Origin of the sequence: Dokdonella sp. (genome assembly GCF_051958935.1) — a bacterium.
In the GTDB taxonomy this organism is placed as follows: domain Bacteria; phylum Pseudomonadota; class Gammaproteobacteria; order Xanthomonadales; family Rhodanobacteraceae; genus Dokdonella_A.
Genome location: NZ_JBQCFP010000144.1, coordinates 14,006 through 28,583 on the forward strand (window position 1 = coordinate 14,006; position 14,578 = coordinate 28,583).

General features: G+C 70.5%; 16 protein-coding genes. 4 read left to right on the top strand and 12 right to left on the bottom strand.

What is annotated here, in order from left to right; all coding sequences use genetic code 11:
- Positions 1 to 123 precede the first annotated feature (123 nt).
- Genes ACTHK2_RS14195 through ACTHK2_RS14215 form a run of 5 tightly spaced genes read right to left on the bottom strand, consistent with a single transcriptional unit; the run spans position 124 to position 4,239 of the window.
- The gene (locus ACTHK2_RS14195; protein WP_440246373.1) at positions 124 to 720 is read right to left on the bottom strand and encodes a lysophospholipid acyltransferase family protein; all 597 of its coding nucleotides are present in this window, start codon (positions 718 to 720) and stop codon (positions 124 to 126) included.
- Positions 717 to 1,139, bottom strand: a complete 423-nt coding sequence (gene arfB / locus ACTHK2_RS14200) for an alternative ribosome rescue aminoacyl-tRNA hydrolase ArfB (protein ID WP_440246374.1) — start codon at positions 1,137 to 1,139, stop codon at positions 717 to 719. Before arfB ends, ACTHK2_RS14195 begins: the two co-directional genes overlap by 4 nt.
- A gap of 44 nt (positions 1,140 to 1,183) precedes the next feature.
- Positions 1,184 to 1,894 (bottom strand): hypothetical protein, encoded by a 711-nt coding sequence (locus ACTHK2_RS14205; RefSeq protein ID WP_440246375.1) that lies wholly within the window; start codon positions 1,892 to 1,894, stop codon positions 1,184 to 1,186.
- A gap of 57 nt (positions 1,895 to 1,951) precedes the next feature.
- Complete coding sequence (ubiB, locus tag ACTHK2_RS14210; RefSeq protein WP_440246376.1) at positions 1,952 to 3,589, bottom strand: ubiquinone biosynthesis regulatory protein kinase UbiB; 1,638 nt, start codon at positions 3,587 to 3,589, stop codon at positions 1,952 to 1,954.
- Positions 3,586 to 4,239, bottom strand: coding sequence for a ubiquinone biosynthesis accessory factor UbiJ (locus tag ACTHK2_RS14215; protein ID WP_440246377.1), 654 nt, complete (start codon positions 4,237 to 4,239; stop codon positions 3,586 to 3,588). Before ACTHK2_RS14215 ends, ubiB begins: the two co-directional genes overlap by 4 nt.
- Before the next feature lie 121 nt (positions 4,240 to 4,360).
- On the opposite strand from ACTHK2_RS14215, the gene ACTHK2_RS14220 reads away from it, so the two are divergent.
- Positions 4,361 to 5,746 carry a hypothetical protein gene (locus ACTHK2_RS14220; protein ID WP_440246378.1) on the top strand — a complete coding sequence of 462 codons (1,386 nt, stop codon included), beginning with the start codon at positions 4,361 to 4,363 and terminating at the stop codon, positions 5,744 to 5,746.
- A gap of 32 nt (positions 5,747 to 5,778) precedes the next feature.
- Here ACTHK2_RS14220 and ACTHK2_RS14225 read toward each other — a convergent pair whose 3' ends face one another.
- The gene (locus ACTHK2_RS14225) at positions 5,779 to 6,168 is read right to left on the bottom strand and encodes a DUF4156 domain-containing protein (protein ID WP_440246379.1); all 390 of its coding nucleotides are present in this window, start codon (positions 6,166 to 6,168) and stop codon (positions 5,779 to 5,781) included.
- 113 nt (positions 6,169 to 6,281) lie between these two features.
- A complete protein-coding gene (locus ACTHK2_RS14230) occupies positions 6,282 to 9,122 on the bottom strand; it encodes a M16 family metallopeptidase (RefSeq protein WP_440246380.1) in 2,841 nt (946 codons plus the stop codon).
- A 167-nt stretch (positions 9,123 to 9,289) separates the two neighbouring features.
- Here ACTHK2_RS14230 and ACTHK2_RS14235 point away from each other — a divergent pair, with 167 nt between their 5' ends.
- The 3 genes from ACTHK2_RS14235 (at position 9,290) to trmL (ending at position 11,162) form a co-directional block, all read left to right on the top strand.
- Positions 9,290 to 9,982: an SDR family oxidoreductase gene (locus tag ACTHK2_RS14235; RefSeq protein ID WP_440246381.1), complete on the top strand. Its 693-nt coding sequence runs from the start codon at positions 9,290 to 9,292 to the stop codon at positions 9,980 to 9,982.
- 307 nt (positions 9,983 to 10,289) lie between these two features.
- Positions 10,290 to 10,631: a hypothetical protein gene (locus ACTHK2_RS14240; RefSeq protein ID WP_440246382.1), complete on the top strand. Its 342-nt coding sequence runs from the start codon at positions 10,290 to 10,292 to the stop codon at positions 10,629 to 10,631.
- A gap of 66 nt (positions 10,632 to 10,697) precedes the next feature.
- Complete coding sequence (gene trmL, locus ACTHK2_RS14245; RefSeq protein ID WP_440246383.1) at positions 10,698 to 11,162, top strand: tRNA (uridine(34)/cytosine(34)/5-carboxymethylaminomethyluridine(34)-2'-O)-methyltransferase TrmL; 465 nt, start codon at positions 10,698 to 10,700, stop codon at positions 11,160 to 11,162.
- A gap of 49 nt (positions 11,163 to 11,211) precedes the next feature.
- Here the strand turns inward: trmL and ACTHK2_RS14250 are convergent, their stop codons facing one another.
- The 5 genes from ACTHK2_RS14250 to ACTHK2_RS14270 all read right to left on the bottom strand — a co-directional run bounded on the left by ACTHK2_RS14250 (position 11,212) and on the right by ACTHK2_RS14270 (position 14,490).
- The gene (locus ACTHK2_RS14250; protein ID WP_440246384.1) at positions 11,212 to 12,213 is read right to left on the bottom strand and encodes an NAD(P)H-dependent glycerol-3-phosphate dehydrogenase; all 1,002 of its coding nucleotides are present in this window, start codon (positions 12,211 to 12,213) and stop codon (positions 11,212 to 11,214) included.
- Between the two features lie 78 nt (positions 12,214 to 12,291).
- Complete coding sequence (secB, locus tag ACTHK2_RS14255) at positions 12,292 to 12,780, bottom strand: protein-export chaperone SecB (RefSeq protein WP_440246385.1); 489 nt, start codon at positions 12,778 to 12,780, stop codon at positions 12,292 to 12,294.
- A gap of 245 nt (positions 12,781 to 13,025) precedes the next feature.
- A complete protein-coding gene (locus ACTHK2_RS14260; RefSeq protein ID WP_440246386.1) occupies positions 13,026 to 13,469 on the bottom strand; it encodes a rhodanese-like domain-containing protein in 444 nt (147 codons plus the stop codon).
- Positions 13,470 to 13,559: 90 nt separating this feature from the next.
- Positions 13,560 to 13,976, bottom strand: a complete 417-nt coding sequence (locus ACTHK2_RS14265; RefSeq protein ID WP_440246387.1) for a hypothetical protein — start codon at positions 13,974 to 13,976, stop codon at positions 13,560 to 13,562.
- A gap of 52 nt (positions 13,977 to 14,028) precedes the next feature.
- On the bottom strand, positions 14,029 to 14,490 hold the full coding sequence (locus tag ACTHK2_RS14270) for a YiiD C-terminal domain-containing protein (protein WP_440246388.1): 462 nt from the start codon (positions 14,488 to 14,490) through the stop codon (positions 14,029 to 14,031).
- Between the last annotated feature and the right edge of the window lie 88 nt (positions 14,491 to 14,578).

Below are 14,578 nucleotides of genomic sequence, written 5' to 3' on the forward strand. Positions count from 1 at the left end.
TCGGCGGCACGCCCGGCGGGCGTACCGCCCTACAGGGCCAAGGGCCGGGGAGCATCGCGACCGAAAAGCGCTTCCATTGGAGGCAAACCGTTGCAGGACCCGCGCCGCAACGCTCTTCAGCCGTCATGACTCCACATCATGATTGCGCCCCCGAAACGGCCGATACGACGCGCGCAGTGCCGCGATGTCGGCATCGAGGTCCGTACTCGGCATGAAGAGGTCGCCGACGACGATCGAGCGCGTCGCGTAATCGAACGCGACCGGCAGCACCGGTACGCCCGCGGCGCGCGCGATGTGCCAGAAACCGCTGCGCCATTTCGCGACGCGCCGGCGCGTGCCTTCGGGCGCGATGCCGAGCCACAGGCGGGGCTGTGCTCGGAAACGGGAAACCATCTGCTCGACCAGCCCGTGTGCGGCGGTGCGGTCGATGGGGATGCCGCCGAGATGGCGCAGCAGCCAGCCGAGCGGCCCGACGAAGAGCTCGCGCTTGCCCATGAAGGCGATGTCGATGCCGAGCGCGACCTTGAACAGCAGGCCCCACACGCCATCCCACCAGGAGCTGTGCGGCGCAGCGATCAGCACGAGCTGCGGTACGTCGGGAAATGCACCGCGCAGGTTCCAGCCGCACGCGCGCAGCAGTGCTGCGCACAGACGACGGCGCGCGTTTTGCGGCATCTGCGGCACCGACGGCGGCAGCGCCGGCCAGGCCGCTGCGGTCATTCGCCGCTCCAGTCGCGGCCGCGCGAGCGTTTGATCGTCGAGCGGGTCTTCTTCGCATCGATGCGCCGCTGCTGCGAAGCGCGCGACGGCTTGGTCGCGATGCGCTTCTTCGGCACGACGAGCGCGGCGCGGATCACTTCCGCGAGGCGCTCGCGCGCGTCGTCGCGGTTCTTGCCCTGGTCGCGGAAGCGATTGGCCTGGATCACCAGCACGCCCTCGTCGGTGAGGCGGCGGTCACGCCGCGCGAGCAGGCGCTCGCGCAGCGGTTCGGGCAGGCTCGGCGACGAGCGTACGTCGAAGCGCAGTTCGACCGCGCTGGCGACCTTGTTGACGTTCTGCCCGCCGGGGCCGGCCGAACGCACGAAGCGCTCGACCAGTTCGTCGTCGGGAATGGCGAGGCGGGCGTCGATCTCGAGCATGGGCGCATTGTACCCGCGCGCCCGCCAGCGACACGGCCCGCGCGTTATTGCGCGCCGGCCAGGAGGTTGCGTGCGTTGTTGGCCATGTTGCGTGCGCCCTGCACGGTGCCGTTCATGCGCTCCTCGCTGGCGCCGTTGCGCTTCATCGTTTCCAGGGTCGAGCGCATCTTGGCGAGACTGCCGCCGCAGTACTGGGCGAACCGCTTCACCGACGCGCTCGCATCGGCCTTGCCGGCGGCCTCCTGCACTTTGCGGCACTGCTCCTCGGCATCCTGCAGGTCCATGCCATAGCTGCCGAGATCGACGCTCGCCTGCGCGGGCGGAGCGACCATCGGCGGCGCCGCTGCGGGCGCGCCCGCGATCGGGCGGGTGACGGTCTTGGGGGGCGGGGGCGCATGCTCGCGTGCGAGCTCCACCGCACGCCGCACGGCTGCTTCGGAACTCACGTCGGCGAATGCGAGCTTGGAGGCATTGCGCGTGGCGTCCGCGAGGAAGCCGTCGACGCGCACGCGGCAGTCCTTGCGCCCGGCATCGTCGACGAGCGAGAGGGCGAGGCCTTGTTTCAGCTCGGCATTGCCCGACCACGCGCGCAGGCAGTCCAACGCGGCCCGGTCCAGCGGCGCCTTCGGATCGGTCGGCGCGGCGCGTTCGCTGCGCAGCAGCTGGGTGATCTGCTCGTCGGTGGGCATGCGCGATTGTGCGCAGGCGGCGACGCCCAAGGCACATGCGATCGCCAGCAGGCTGAATCTGTTCATTTCACGTTTCTCCGGAAGATCCTGTAGCACTCAGTACGGTGTACGGCCGGCACCGTTTCATGCATTCCGCGTGGCCGATGCCAGCGCCAGCACGGCGCCGACGCCGGCCAGCAGGTACGACGCTCGCGGCGCGCCGTCGTGGACGAAGGCCGCGGCGACCAGTAGTGCGAGACCCAGCGCCAGCCAGAACGTCGCGCGCTGATTGCGCCGCAGGCGGCGCTCGATTCTCCTCAGATCATCGGAGGCGATCCGAAGTTCCATCTCGCCGGAACTTGCGCGGGACAGGTAGGTATGCACGAGCTGTGGCATGTCGGGCGCCGCAGCGAGCCATTCGGGCACGCGGCGACGCAACGACTTCAGCAGCGCGCGCGGGCCGCGACGCTTGCGCCAGATTCGCTCGAGCACGGGCTTCGCGGTCGCCCAGATGTCGATGCGCGGATGCAGCAGGCGGCCGACGCCCTCGATGTTGAGCAGGGTCTTCTGCAGAAGGATCAGCTGCGGTTGCAGGGTGAGGTCGTGCCGGCGCGCGACCTCGAACAGCTTGACCACGACTTCGGCGAGCGAGATCTCGCTGAGCGGTCGCGTGAAGTACGGTTCGCACACCGTGCGCACGGCCGCTTCGAGTTCGTCCAGGCGCGCGTTCGCCGGCATCCAGCCCGCGCGCACGTGGAGCTCGGCGATGCGCGCGTAGTCCTGGTCGAACAGGGCGAGGAAGTTCTCCGCGAGCCAGTACTGGTCGCGCTCGGGCAGCGAGCCCATGATGCCGAAGTCGAGCGCGATGAAGCGCGGGTCGGCCGTGCGCGTGGCATCGACCCAGATGTTGCCGGCGTGCGCGTCGGCGTGGAAGAAGTTGTCGCGGAACACCTGCGTATAGAACAGGCGCACGCCCTTCTCGGCGAGCGCCACGCGATCGATGCCGGCGGCGTCGAGCGCGGCGAGATCGTCGACCGGGATGCCGCGCACGCGCTCGAGCGTGAGCACGCCCGCGCTCGTGTGCGACCAGTGCACTTCGGGTACGTAGAGGTCGTCGGAGCCGGCGAAATTGCGCCGCAGCAGCGATGCGTTGGCGCCCTCGCGCTGCAGGTCCAGTTCGTTGACGAGCGTCGTCTCGATCTCGTCGACGATCGCCTGCGGACGGATCTTGTCCGCGCTCGGGTGCGTGCGCTCGACCACGCCGGCGAGCGCGCGCAGCAGCGCGACGTCCGCAGCGATGCGCGCATGGATGTCCGGGCGCAGCACCTTGACCACCACTTCGCGGCCATCGGCGAGTGTCGCCGCATGCACTTGAGCGATCGACGCGGAAGCAAGCGGCGCGTCGTCGAAACTCGCGTAACGCGCCGCGATGGTGTCGCCGAGCGCACGTTCGATCGCCGCCCGCGCCTGCCCGGCGGGAAACGGCGCGACGCGGTCCTGCAGCTGGGTCAGCGCGTCGGCGACGTCGGCCGGCAGCAGGTCGCGCCGGGTGGAGAGGATCTGGCCGAACTTGACGAAGATCGGGCCGAGCTGGGTGAGGGCGAGGGCAAGGCGTTCGCCGCGCGGCAGTGCGAGCACGGCGGCGCCGGGCGCCGGCATGACGGCGCGCAGCCAAGCGAGCACGCGCGGCCGTCGCGAAGCCGGCAGCAGCTCGTCGATGCGATGGCGCGCGAGCACGCGCGCGATCTTCAGCAGGCGCGGCAACTGGCGCAGCGGGATCATGCGCGACCGGTTCGCAGGCGTTGCACGCGCGCGTCGAGCCGTTCGGCGCGCTCGCGCAGCGCATCGACGTCGTCGAGGAAGCCGTCGAGCTCCGCGCGCGCGACGAGGTCGCGTCCTTCCTCGGTCAGGAACTCGGCGGCGTCACGCGCGAGAGAGCGCGCCGACGCGCGCGCCCCGCCGAACGCACCGCGCACGGCGCGCGCGATCGCCGTGCCGGCGACGTCGCCGAACGCCTGCGCGAACGCGGCGTCGATGTCGGGCGCGTAACCGCGCGCGAGCTGCTCGAGCCGTCGTGCCAGTTCGGCGTCGCCGGCGATCTGCACGCGCCCCGGCGGCAACGCATCGTCGCGTCCGCGCGCGAATGCGAGCCCGAGCAGGCTGCCGGGCGTCGCCGCGACGCGCAACGCGCTGTCGCCCTCGAAGGCGGGGCCGACGCGCAGGCGGTCGCCTCCGACGCGGATGCGCAACGCGGGCGCGCTTCGGCCGGTCGCGCCGGCGAGATCGAGCGTGACCGCGCGTCCGTCGAGTGCGGCGAGCCGCGCGCGCGTCTCCGGATCGAGCCCCGCGGCGCGATCGAGCACCGTTTCAAGCACGCGGCCGAGCGCGGCGAGCAGGGGATTGGGCGTGCGGACAGGCGGGGCAGCGGACATGCGCGGATTCTACCTGCCCGCGCCGCCGCGGCGATCGTTCCGGGCGTACCCGGATCGCGGCGCGCCGGTAATCCGCCGCTCAGCCAGCGCCTCGTAGTGTGGCGCCGATCAGGAGGGCGACATGATGCGGAGCTGGCTAACTCGGGCATTGGCGCTGCTCGCGCTCGGCGTGGCGTTCGGCGCGCATGCGGCGACCCGCGTCTACAGCGGCGAAGCGCCCTCGGGCGCCTGGTACAAGTTCGAGGTGCCCGATGGGTGGCGCGCGGGCGATACGCTCGTGCTCTACCAGCATGGTTTCGATCTCAAGGCGCCGGCCGACGCGCCGGGGCTGGGTCCGTTGCGCCGGATCATGCTCGCCGAAGGATACGCGGTGGCGGCGACGAGCTATCGCGAGCGCGGCTGGGCGCTGTTCACCGCGATCGAGGACAACCGCGAGCTGCTGCAGCTGTTCGCCGACACGGTCGGCGCGCCCGGCGAAGTGATCCCGTACGGCGGCTCGATGGGCGGGCTCATCACCCTGCAATTGGCCGGTACTCCGGGGCTGCCGCCGATGCGCGGCGCATACGCGTTGTGCCCGGCCGCCGCGGGTGCGCGGCTGTGGGACAGCGCGATCGACCTGCGCCTCGCCTACGACGTCGTATGCCGCGACGCCGGCAGCCTGCCGCAGGGCGACGAACCGTTGCCGTGGGCGGTCAACCTCGGGGACATCCCCGACGACATCGGCGATCTCAGCAACGATGAGAGCGTGCTGAGCGCGCTGGTCGCCGTGAATCGCTGCACCGGCGCCAACCTGCCGCCGTACCTGCGCAACGACGCGATGCAGCGCCGGCTCGACGAGCTGATGGCCTTCGCCCATATCACGGACGAGCACTTCTTCGTCACCAACATCGGCTATGCGACCTACGTGCTCGCCGACATCGTGCGTGCCGCGGACAAGCTCGGCGGGCGCAACCCGTTCACGACCGCGGGCGTCGACTATTCGAGTGACCCCGCCGTCGACGCCGGCATCGAGCGACTCGTCGCCGATCCCGCGGCCGCGCTCGCACTGCACGAAGCCTCGGATTTCCGCGGCGGTACCGGTGAAGTGAAGGTGATCTCGATGCACACGAGCCGCGACCAGCTCGTCGTGCCCGGCAACCAGGACTTCGTGCGCGACAACATCGACCCCGACAAGCGCGTCATCGCGATCGTCTACGAGGACACGCCGACGCACTGCGGTTTCAGCGATGCCGAGGGCGCCGCCGGGTGGGAGGCATTGCGCGCATGGATCGGTGGCGCGCCGCAGCCCGATGTCGACGAACTGCAACGGCAGTGCGAGACGCTCACCGCGGGCGGGATGGTCGAGGGTCCGTGCCGCTTCGATCCCGACGCCGAGATCGTGCCGTTCGACGCGGTCGTGCGTCCGCGCGCACAGCCGAGCCCGGCCGTGCCGGGGCATTCGCGGCACGCGCGTCCGGCACCGCCGGGCGCCACCGCGCACGCGTCGACGTCGATACGCGAGCCATAGGCGCGCCGCAGTATCGATGCTGGCGCGATGCTTCAGTCCTTGATCGGATAAGTCTCGGTCGAGCCGTCGGCGTTCTTCTGCTCGATTTTCATCGGCGCGCGCTCGTGGCGTCCGCAATGCCAGGCACCCCAGGCTTGCGCGCCGTCGCGCGGCTCGCCGAGCGGCTTGATCGTGTCGGCACCGAGCGTCGCCGCTTCGTTGCGGGCGAGCACTTCGAGCTCGTCGCGCACCTTGAGGCCGCTGCGATCCATCGGGCCGACATGGTCCATCACCGACACGGTCACCTTGCCGACGTCGCGGCAGCCGTCGACGTCGCCATTCCAGGCAGTGCGGACCTTCTCGCCGCCCGAATCGAGCTTGATGCCCCAGCTGCAGGCGGCGAGCGGCAGGCACAGGACGAGCAGGGGCGACCAACGCTTCATGGGAATCCTCCGATCCGGGTGCGCGGATGCTAGCGCGAGAGGGCTGAACGACGGGTTTCGACGGCGAATGCGCAAGCGATCCCGTGCGCGCTCGGCGCAGGGGATCGCGCCAATCAATGCACCTTCTTGCCGTCGGCGTCGATGACTTCGACCTCGCCGAGTTCGAGCTTGCGCAGCGGCTGCTCGATGCGCGCGAGATCGCCGACGACGACCCAGGTCAGCGCGCCGGGCTGCACGACTTCGCGCGCGGCTGCCTGCACCGCCTCGTCGGTCTGCGCCTCGATGCGGCCCTTCAGCGTCTGCACGTAGTCGTCCGGGCGGTCATACAGCTTCATGCTGGTGATTGCGCCGAGCACCGAACCCGTGGTCTGGTATTCGCCGGGCAGGCTGCGCACGTCGCCGACCTTGATCTTGTCGATCTCCTCGTGCGCGAGCGGGCGCGTACCGACGATCTCCTTGGCCTCGCGCAGGATCTCCGCCACCGATTCGGCGGTCTTGTCGGTCTGCACCGGCGCGTACATAAGGAACGGACGCTGGCCGATCGCGTTGGAAAGGAAGCTGCCGGCGCCGTAGGCCCAGTGTTTCGCCTCGCGCAAGTTCATGTTGAGGCGCGAGGTGAAGCTGCCGCCGAATGCGCCGTTCATGGTCTGGATCTCGAGGTTGTTCTTCGCCTTCGTCGACGGCGCCACCACGCCGGCGAGGATCAGCGACTGCGATGCGCCGGGCTTGTCGAGCAGGAACAGGCGCGGCTTCTTCGGCGCGCCGACGTGCGCGATGTTCTTCTTCGGCACCGGCGTCCCGGCGGCCTTCCAGTCGCCGAACACGGCATCGAGTTTGGCGACGATCGACTCGAGCGTCGTATCGCCGGCGACGAGGATCGTCACGTTGTCCGGGCGGATGAAATCGCGTACGTAAGCGCGCAGGTCCGTCGCGTCGAGCGAAGTGATCGATGCCTCCGTGCCGGAGCCGGTGAACGGGATCGCGTAGGCATGGCCGGATCCATACAGCAGCGGCGGCAGGCTGCGCAGCGCGAGGCCGGTGGGCTGGGTCTTCTCCTGCGCGATGCGCGCGAGCCACTGGCCGCGGATGCGTGCGATGTCGGCGTCGCGGAACGCGGCATTGCGCACGACGTCCCCGAACAGCTTCAGCGACGGCTCGAGCTGCGAGGCGAGCGCATTGAGGCTCGCGTTCGAACTGTCGAGGCCGGAGCCCGCGCCGATGATCGCGCCGAGGCGTTCGGCGCGGCGCGCGATCTCGAGGGAATCGAGTTCGGCGGTCCCTTCATCGAGCATCGCCATCGTGAAGGCGGACGTGCCGAGCTTGCGGCCCTGGTCCGACGCGTAACCGGCGTCGAACAGCAACTGCACCTGCACGACCGGGATCGTGTGGCGCTGCGCGAGCACGATGTCGATGCCATTCTTGAGCTTGCCGCGCTCGATCTTCGGGAAGCTGAGGTCCGGGAACGTCGCCACCTCCGGCACGCCCTTGCTGCGGTCGACCGACGACGGCGTCGTCATGAACGCGTGTTCGGGCGCCTTCGGAAGCTTCGGCTCCGGGCGGCCGGCGAGCGCGGGCCGGCCCGGCTTTTCCATCTCGTCGGCCGGCTCGCCCGCATCGTCCTTCGCCGCCGGGCTGATCGTCAGCGTGTAGTCGCCGCGCGCGATCCAGCGCTTTGCCGCGGCGAGCACGCTGGCTGGGGTCGCCGCGTCCATGCGTGCGAGATCCTGCTTGTACGCCGCCGGATCGTCGCGATAGACCTGGCCCTCGGCGAGCACGCTCGCCTTGGAGTTGACCTTCTCCAGCGCGCGGATGAAGTGCGCCCGGTTGTCGACCTTGACGCGCGCGAGCTCGTCCTCGGTGGGCCCGTGTTCGAGGAACTTCGCCCACTCCTCGGCGATCGCGGCCTCGACCTTGGCCGGGTCGACACCGTTCTTGACGTCGGCGGTGAGCTGCAGCATCGAGGCCAGCGCGAACGCCTGCACCGTGACGGATACGTCGTCGACGAGCTTGTCCTTGTAGACGAGGCGCTCGTACAGGCGCGAGGTCTTGCCGCCGCCGAGTACGTCCGCGGCGAGTTCGAGCAGGCCTTCGTCGGCATCGGCGAGGCCAGGCACGTTCCACTCGCGCACGATGCGCGTCTGCGCGACGCGATCGGTCATCGTGTCGCGCGTCGACTCCGTGCGCGGCGCGACCCACGGCTGCTGGCGCGGCACCGGCGCGCCGGCCGGGATGTCGCCGAAGTATTTCTGCACCTTTTCCTTGGCCGCCTCGGGCGTGATGTCGCCGACGATCGAGATCGTCACGTTGGCGGCGCCGTACCACGCCTGGAACCACTGCTTGACGTCGGCGAGCGATGCCGCGTCGAGGTCCTTCATCGAGCCGATCGTGTCGTGGTGGTACGGATGGTTCGCCGGGAACGCGTTCGCCGCGAGGCGCTCGTCGACGCGGCCGTAGGGCTGGTTCTCGCCCTGGCGCTTCTCGTTCTGCACGACGCCGCGCTGTTCGTCGAGCTCGGCCTGGCCGATCGCGCCGAGCAGGTGGCCCATGCGGTCCGATTCCATCCACAGCGTCATGTCGAGCGCGGTGGTCGGCACGGTCTCGTAGTAGTTCGTGCGATCGAACCAGGTCGTGCCGTTCTGGTCGGTCGCGCCGGCGAGTTCGAACGGGCGGAAGAACTCGTCCTTGTGGTTCTCCGAGCCCTGGAACATGAGGTGCTCGAACAGGTGCGCGAAGCCGGTCTTGCCGGCCGGCTCGTCCGCCGAGCCGACGTGGTACCAGACGCTGACCGCGACGACGGGCGCCTTGTGGTCCTCGCTGACCACGAGGGTGAGCCCGTTCGGCAGGGTGTAGCGCGTGAACGGAATGTCGATCGCATCGCTGCCGGCGGCATGTGCGGCGACACCGCCGCAGGCGAGCGCCGCGGTCGCGACGAGGAAGGCGAGGGGCTTGCGCATGGGATCTCCTGGCGCTGCGCGGAACGAGGGAAACCCGCAGGGTACGCGCGCGCCGACGGCGGCCGCAACGGACGTTGGTCACGGCCGGTGCGTGCGCCGCGCGCAACGGGGTATTGCCTTAGACTGTACCGCGGCGGCAAGGTTCGCCGCCGCGGAAGGAGATGCGCATGGCGCATGCCCTCATCACCGGCGCGAACCGTGGCATCGGCCTCGAGTTCGTGCGCCAGCTGCTCGCGCGCGGCGAGCGCGTCGTCGCGACCTGCCGCCATCCGGGCCGTGCGCTCGAACTGACCCGCCTCGCGGGCGCGCACCCGGGCCACCTGCTCGTGTTGCCGCTGACCTTGCCCGACACCCGCTCGATCGCCGAGATCGTGCGCGAGATCGTCACGCTGGACCTTCGCATCGGCCTGCTCGTCAACAACGCGGGCATGCTCGTCGAAGGCGAACGCTTCGGCTCGATCGAGGCGAAGGCGCTCGCCGACAGTTTCGCGACGAATACGCAGGGTCCGTTCCTGCTCGCACAGGCGCTCGCGCCGCGTTTCACCGACGGCGTGCGCGTGGCCAACCTGACCAGCACGCTCGGTTCGATCGGCGGCACCGATTCGCTCTACAGCCCGAGCTACTCGATCAGCAAGGCCGCACTCAACATGGCGACCCGGCTGCTCGCGCTCGCGCTCGCGCCGCGGCGCGCGATCGTGGTCGCGCTGTGTCCGGGCTGGGTGCGCACCGACATGGGCGGCGCGAACGCGCCGCTCGGTGCGCCCGAATCGGTGGCGGCGATGCTGCGCACGATCGACGCGCTCAGAACCGCCGACAGCGGGCGTTTCCTCTCCGAGCGCGGGCACGAGATCGCCTGGTAGCTGTCCGCGGCGTGTCCGCGGGCGTGTCCGCGCCGCGCGGACGCCTGCGGCGCACACCGACGAACGCGTTCGCCGTGTGCCGGCCGTCGCGCGCTCGTGCCGGCGCACTCCGTGTCGCCGCGCGAAAACTGCGTGAAAAAGACCGTGAAACGGGCCTCTTGGCGGAACCTGCGCGCGCGCGGCGTGACTTCCGGCCTAGCAACTCTTTTCGCCTTTGCTGCATCCATAAGCCCGTGAGCAGGGCAGCTCCGCCGTTGGCACATCGCTTGCTCTGCACGAACTGGAAGCTCGCAAGAGGAGAAATGCCATGAACGTCCGTACTCCGCTCATCCGCGCCGCCCTGGCCGCGACGATGGTCGCGGGTTCCTTCGCCATCGAGCGCGTGCCGCACGCGTCTGCCGCCGAAGCGGGCATGTCGATCGAGGTGCGCGCGCCGCTGCATGCGACCCTGCTGCCGGAACTGCGCGTCACCGCGCGCGCTACCCATCCCGACGCCGAGGCGACGGCCGAACTCGCCGCGAGCGAAGGCCTGCCGGTGACGCTGCTGCCGACCGTTCGCGTCACCGCGGCCGCCGGCGACTTCGCGATGCAGGATGCAGTGCTCGAGCGCCTGCTCGGCAGCGACTCCGTGCTGCTCGCCGCCGACTGAGGACGTGCGCAGGCGCGGCGTGATCGCCGCGCTTGCGCGCCGGAGGCGCGCCGCGATAATGCGCGCGTGCTGCACGTCGTCCTCTACCAACCCGAGATCCCGCCGAACACCGGCAACGTGATCCGCCTGTGTGCGAACAGCGGTGCCGCGCTGCACCTGGTGCGCCCGCTTGGTTTCGACCTCGATCACGCCAAGCTCCGCCGCGCCGGTCTCGACTACCACGAGTTCGCCGAGGTTGCCGTGCACCACGACCTCGGCGCGTTCCTCGCTGCCGTCGTGCCGCGCCGGTTGTTCGCGCTGTCGACGCGCGGCCGCATGCGCTACGACGAGGTCGCGTATGCCGACGGCGATGCGTTCCTGTTCGGCCCGGAAACGCGCGGCTTGCCGCAAGACGTGCTCGACGCGATCGAGCCGCAGCAGCGCCTGTGCCTGCCGATGCGCCCGGGCAACCGCAGCCTCAACCTGTCCAATGCGGTCGCCGTGGTCGTCTACGAAGCCTGGCGCCAACTCGGCTTCGCCGGCAGCGTGTGATCTCAGGCGCGTCGCAGGCCGCGCCGCGCCAGCCCTCGGCGCTCGGCCTTCAGGCGGGATACTCCGGCTTCTGCTCACGCGCGAGCAGCGCGCGCATGCCTTCGGTCGGCGTCAGCTCCTCGTGCAACACCTTCTGCACGAGCGCGGTGATCGGTAGCTCGACGCGGTGCGCGTCGGCGAGCTTCATCACGGTATCGACGGTCTGCACGCTCTCCACGACCTGGCCGATCTCGGCGATCGCCTGCGCGAGCGGCGTGCCGCGGCCGAGTGCGAGGCCGAGGCGGCGGTTGCGCGAGAGGTCGCCGGTGCAGGTGAGCACGAGATCGCCGAGGCCGGCGAGGCCCATCAGCGTCTCCGCGCGCGAGCCGAGCGCGCCGCCGAGGCGAAGCATTTCGGCGAGGCCGCGCGTGATCAGGCCGGCGCGCGCGTTGAGGCCCATCTGCATGCCGTCGGCGACACCGGTCGCGACGGCGAGCACGTTCTTCATCGCGCCGCCGAGTTCGGCGCCGAGCACGTCATTGCCGGTGTAGGCGCGAAAACGCGGTGAATGCAGCGCGCGCGCGACGTCCTGCGCGAACGCGGCATCGGCCGAATGCACGGTGAGCGCCGTCGGCAGGCCGAGCGCGACCTCGCGCGCGAACGACGGCCCGGTGACGACCGCGGCCGCGTGGCCGGGCAGGCGTTGGGCGACGAGTTCGTGCAGGAAACGCCCCGAGGCGGGATCGAAGCCCTTGGTGGCCCAGGCGATGCCGATGCCGGGCGCGATCCATGGCCCGATGGCCTCGAGCAGGTCGTCGAAGGCATGGCTCGGCACCGCGATGAGCACGGTGCCGGCATCGCGCACGCACGGTTCGAGCGCCGCGGACAGCTGCAGCGCGTCGGGGAGTTCGAGGTCGGGCAGGTAGCGCGCGTTGCGGCGCGTCGTCGCCATGTCGACGACCGCCTGCGGCGTGCGCCCCCACAACGTGGTCGGCACGCCGTTGCGCGCGAGCTGCACCGCGAGCGCAGTGCCCCACGAGCCGGCGCCGAGCACGGCGAACATGTTCGTCATGGCGTGGCCGCGGCCCGGCGTCGGCCGGGCGCGGCGTGCGGTACGGAACGGTCGGCCATCATCCGCGGCCGCGCGGGATCAGGCGTTCGCGCCCTGCGGAGCGCCGGATTCGGCGCGGCGACGCATCTGCTCGGCGTACAGCGCGTCGAAGTTGATCGGCTGCAGGAAGAACGGCGGGAAGCCGCCGTTCTGCACGAGCTCGGAGATCACCTGGCGCGCGTACGGGAACAGCACGTTCGGACAGTAGGTGGCGAGCACGGCGTCGCGGCCCTGCGCATCGAACCCGGTGAGGCCGAAGATGCCGGCCTGCTGCACTTCGGCGAGGTAGGCGGTCTTGTCCTCGACGCGGCAGGTCGCGGTGACGCTGAGCACGACCTCGTAGACGTCGGTGCCGAGCGCCGCGACACGCTGCGCGAGGTTCAGCTCGACGTTCGGCTGGCCCTGCTGCTGGAAGATCTGCGGAGCGCCCGGCGCCTCGAACGAAACGTCCTTGACGTAGATCCGCTGCAGGTTCAGCTGCGCCTGGTTCTGCTCGGGGGCGGCCGCGCCGTTGGTGTTGTCTGCCATGGTGTGCTCGATGGAAGGGTAAAAGGCCGTCGATTATCCCACGGACGCGCCGACTGCGCACGCGGGCTCGCCCCACGGCGGCCGCGCGCTTGCGTTACCCGGCCGCGGCATCACGCGGCTCGCGTGCGCGCGGGTTCCCGCGGTACGGGCGCGACCACGCGAGAACGGCGACCCCCCCGCGCGGCGAACGCAGGCGTGCATGGACGTACAGACGGCCAAACGCCGCGAGCGTGCGCCGCTGCCGGTCAGGCGCGGCCCTTGGCCAGCGGCATCTGCGCCTCGTTCCAGGCGGCGAGGCCGCCCTCGAGCCAGAAGACCTTGGAGAAGCCGGCCTTCTTGAGGCGCTGTGCGGCTTGTGCCGAGGTTTGCCCGTTGCGGCAGACGACCGCGACCGGCAGGTCGCGCGCCTTGGCGAGGTCCTTGTGCTCGGGATCGAGCGCGCTCATCGCGACGTGCCTGGCGCCCGGGATGTGCCCTTTCTCGAACTCGGCCAACGCCGAGACGTCGATAAGCAGCGCGTTCTCGCGGTTGATGAGCTGGGTCAGTCCGGCCGGGGTCAGCGCCGCGTAGCCGCGCGTGAACCGTTGCGCTTCGGTGACGAGCAGGGCGACCAGCACGCCGACGAAGGCGAGCGTGAGGTAGAAATGGTTGCCGAGGAATTCAGGCAGGCGGTGCAGGACGTCGGACATCGGGTTCGCTGGGGGAGGCACGGGCGTGCGCGGCCGCCGATTATCCGGCACCCCGCGTGGCGAGGAAAGCGCGCCGCCGCCGCCGCCCGGTCACTCGTGGCGCGCGATGTCCGGCAGGCCGGTGGTCAGCCACCAGCGCTTGGCCGCCTCGTCGTACTTCCACACCTGGCGATCGACGATCGAGCGCACGCTCTGCGTGTTGACGTTGGCCAGTTCGATCTGCACGACCTGGCGCACCTCGTCCTCGCCGACCGGCACGATCGGCTGCTCGCTGTAGCCGGTGATGCGCACCTGCTTGAAGCGCTCCAGGTCGAGCTGGCTCGGTGGATGCTCGGCCAGCACCTTGGGGTCGATGAACGAGAGCGCCTGCGACACGTCGCCCCAGCGGATCGTCGCGCCGTAGCTGTGCAGGGTCTGGTCGAGGATGGTCTCCTTCGAGCGCATCTTGTCGGTCGCGCAGCCGGCCAGTACGGCGGCGGCGAGCAGGATGGACGGCAGGCGATGCATGGCGATCCTCCGCGAAGGGCAGCGCCGATTGTGCAGCAAGCGCGGCGCGGCGTCAGCGCCCGGCGAGCGCGACGAAGCGCGCGTCGAGCGTCGCCGCATCGCCGCCGTCGGGCAGCGGCACGCGGCAGTGCACGCGCAGGCGCGCCTTGCCGCGTTCGGCGAACGTTGCGGCGAACGCATCGAGCGATTCGCCGGGCGCGGGGGCGGCGATCGCGCGGAAGTCGTGCCATACGGGCGCGAGGTAGCGGATGCTGCTGTCCTGTACATAGATGTCCGCCGGCAGCGCGCGGGCCTCGAGCGCGAGTTCGAGCAGGCTCCAGCCGGCGAGCGTCATCAGGCTTGCGAGGCTGCCGCCGAACGCGCAGCCCTTGTCGTTCACGTTCGGTGCGAGCGGTGCGGCGAGCACCAGCGTGTCGCCGTGCACGCCCTCGACGGAAAGGCCCATCGCGCGCGTGAGCGGTATGCGCCCGAGTTCGCCGCGGAGGTTCGCGAGTGCGGAAAGCGGTGCGTGCATCGGCTTGGGTCCGGCCAAGCCCGACAGTGTGGGGGTGCGTCGCGTGCGCCTCAAGCGGGGCCGTATGAGGGCGGCATGCCGAGTACCA

What these genes read in the sequence shown, in the direction of transcription:
- secB (WP_440246385.1), bottom strand. Translation starts at nt 12,780, where the DNA reads ATGGCAGACAACACCAACGGCGCGGCCGCCCCCGAGCAGAACCAGGCG.
- ACTHK2_RS14260 (WP_440246386.1), bottom strand. Translation starts at nt 13,469, where the DNA reads ATGTCCGACGTCCTGCACCGCCTGCCTGAATTCCTCGGCAACCATTTC.
- arfB (WP_440246374.1), bottom strand. Translation starts at nt 1,139, where the DNA reads ATGCTCGAGATCGACGCCCGCCTCGCCATTCCCGACGACGAACTGGTC.
- ACTHK2_RS14240 (WP_440246382.1), top strand. Translation starts at nt 10,290, where the DNA reads ATGAACGTCCGTACTCCGCTCATCCGCGCCGCCCTGGCCGCGACGATG.
- ACTHK2_RS14215 (WP_440246377.1), bottom strand. Translation starts at nt 4,239, where the DNA reads ATGTCCGCTGCCCCGCCTGTCCGCACGCCCAATCCCCTGCTCGCCGCG.
- ACTHK2_RS14205 (WP_440246375.1), bottom strand. Translation starts at nt 1,894, where the DNA reads ATGAACAGATTCAGCCTGCTGGCGATCGCATGTGCCTTGGGCGTCGCC.
- ACTHK2_RS14195 (WP_440246373.1), bottom strand. Translation starts at nt 720, where the DNA reads ATGACCGCAGCGGCCTGGCCGGCGCTGCCGCCGTCGGTGCCGCAGATG.
- ACTHK2_RS14270 (WP_440246388.1), bottom strand. Translation starts at nt 14,490, where the DNA reads ATGCACGCACCGCTTTCCGCACTCGCGAACCTCCGCGGCGAACTCGGG.
- ACTHK2_RS14230 (WP_440246380.1), bottom strand. Translation starts at nt 9,122, where the DNA reads ATGCGCAAGCCCCTCGCCTTCCTCGTCGCGACCGCGGCGCTCGCCTGC.
- ACTHK2_RS14250 (WP_440246384.1), bottom strand. Translation starts at nt 12,213, where the DNA reads ATGACGAACATGTTCGCCGTGCTCGGCGCCGGCTCGTGGGGCACTGCG.
- ACTHK2_RS14265 (WP_440246387.1), bottom strand. Translation starts at nt 13,976, where the DNA reads ATGCATCGCCTGCCGTCCATCCTGCTCGCCGCCGCCGTACTGGCCGGC.
- ACTHK2_RS14225 (WP_440246379.1), bottom strand. Translation starts at nt 6,168, where the DNA reads ATGAAGCGTTGGTCGCCCCTGCTCGTCCTGTGCCTGCCGCTCGCCGCC.
- ubiB (WP_440246376.1), bottom strand. Translation starts at nt 3,589, where the DNA reads ATGATCCCGCTGCGCCAGTTGCCGCGCCTGCTGAAGATCGCGCGCGTG.
- ACTHK2_RS14235 (WP_440246381.1), top strand. Translation starts at nt 9,290, where the DNA reads ATGGCGCATGCCCTCATCACCGGCGCGAACCGTGGCATCGGCCTCGAG.
- ACTHK2_RS14220 (WP_440246378.1), top strand. Translation starts at nt 4,361, where the DNA reads ATGATGCGGAGCTGGCTAACTCGGGCATTGGCGCTGCTCGCGCTCGGC.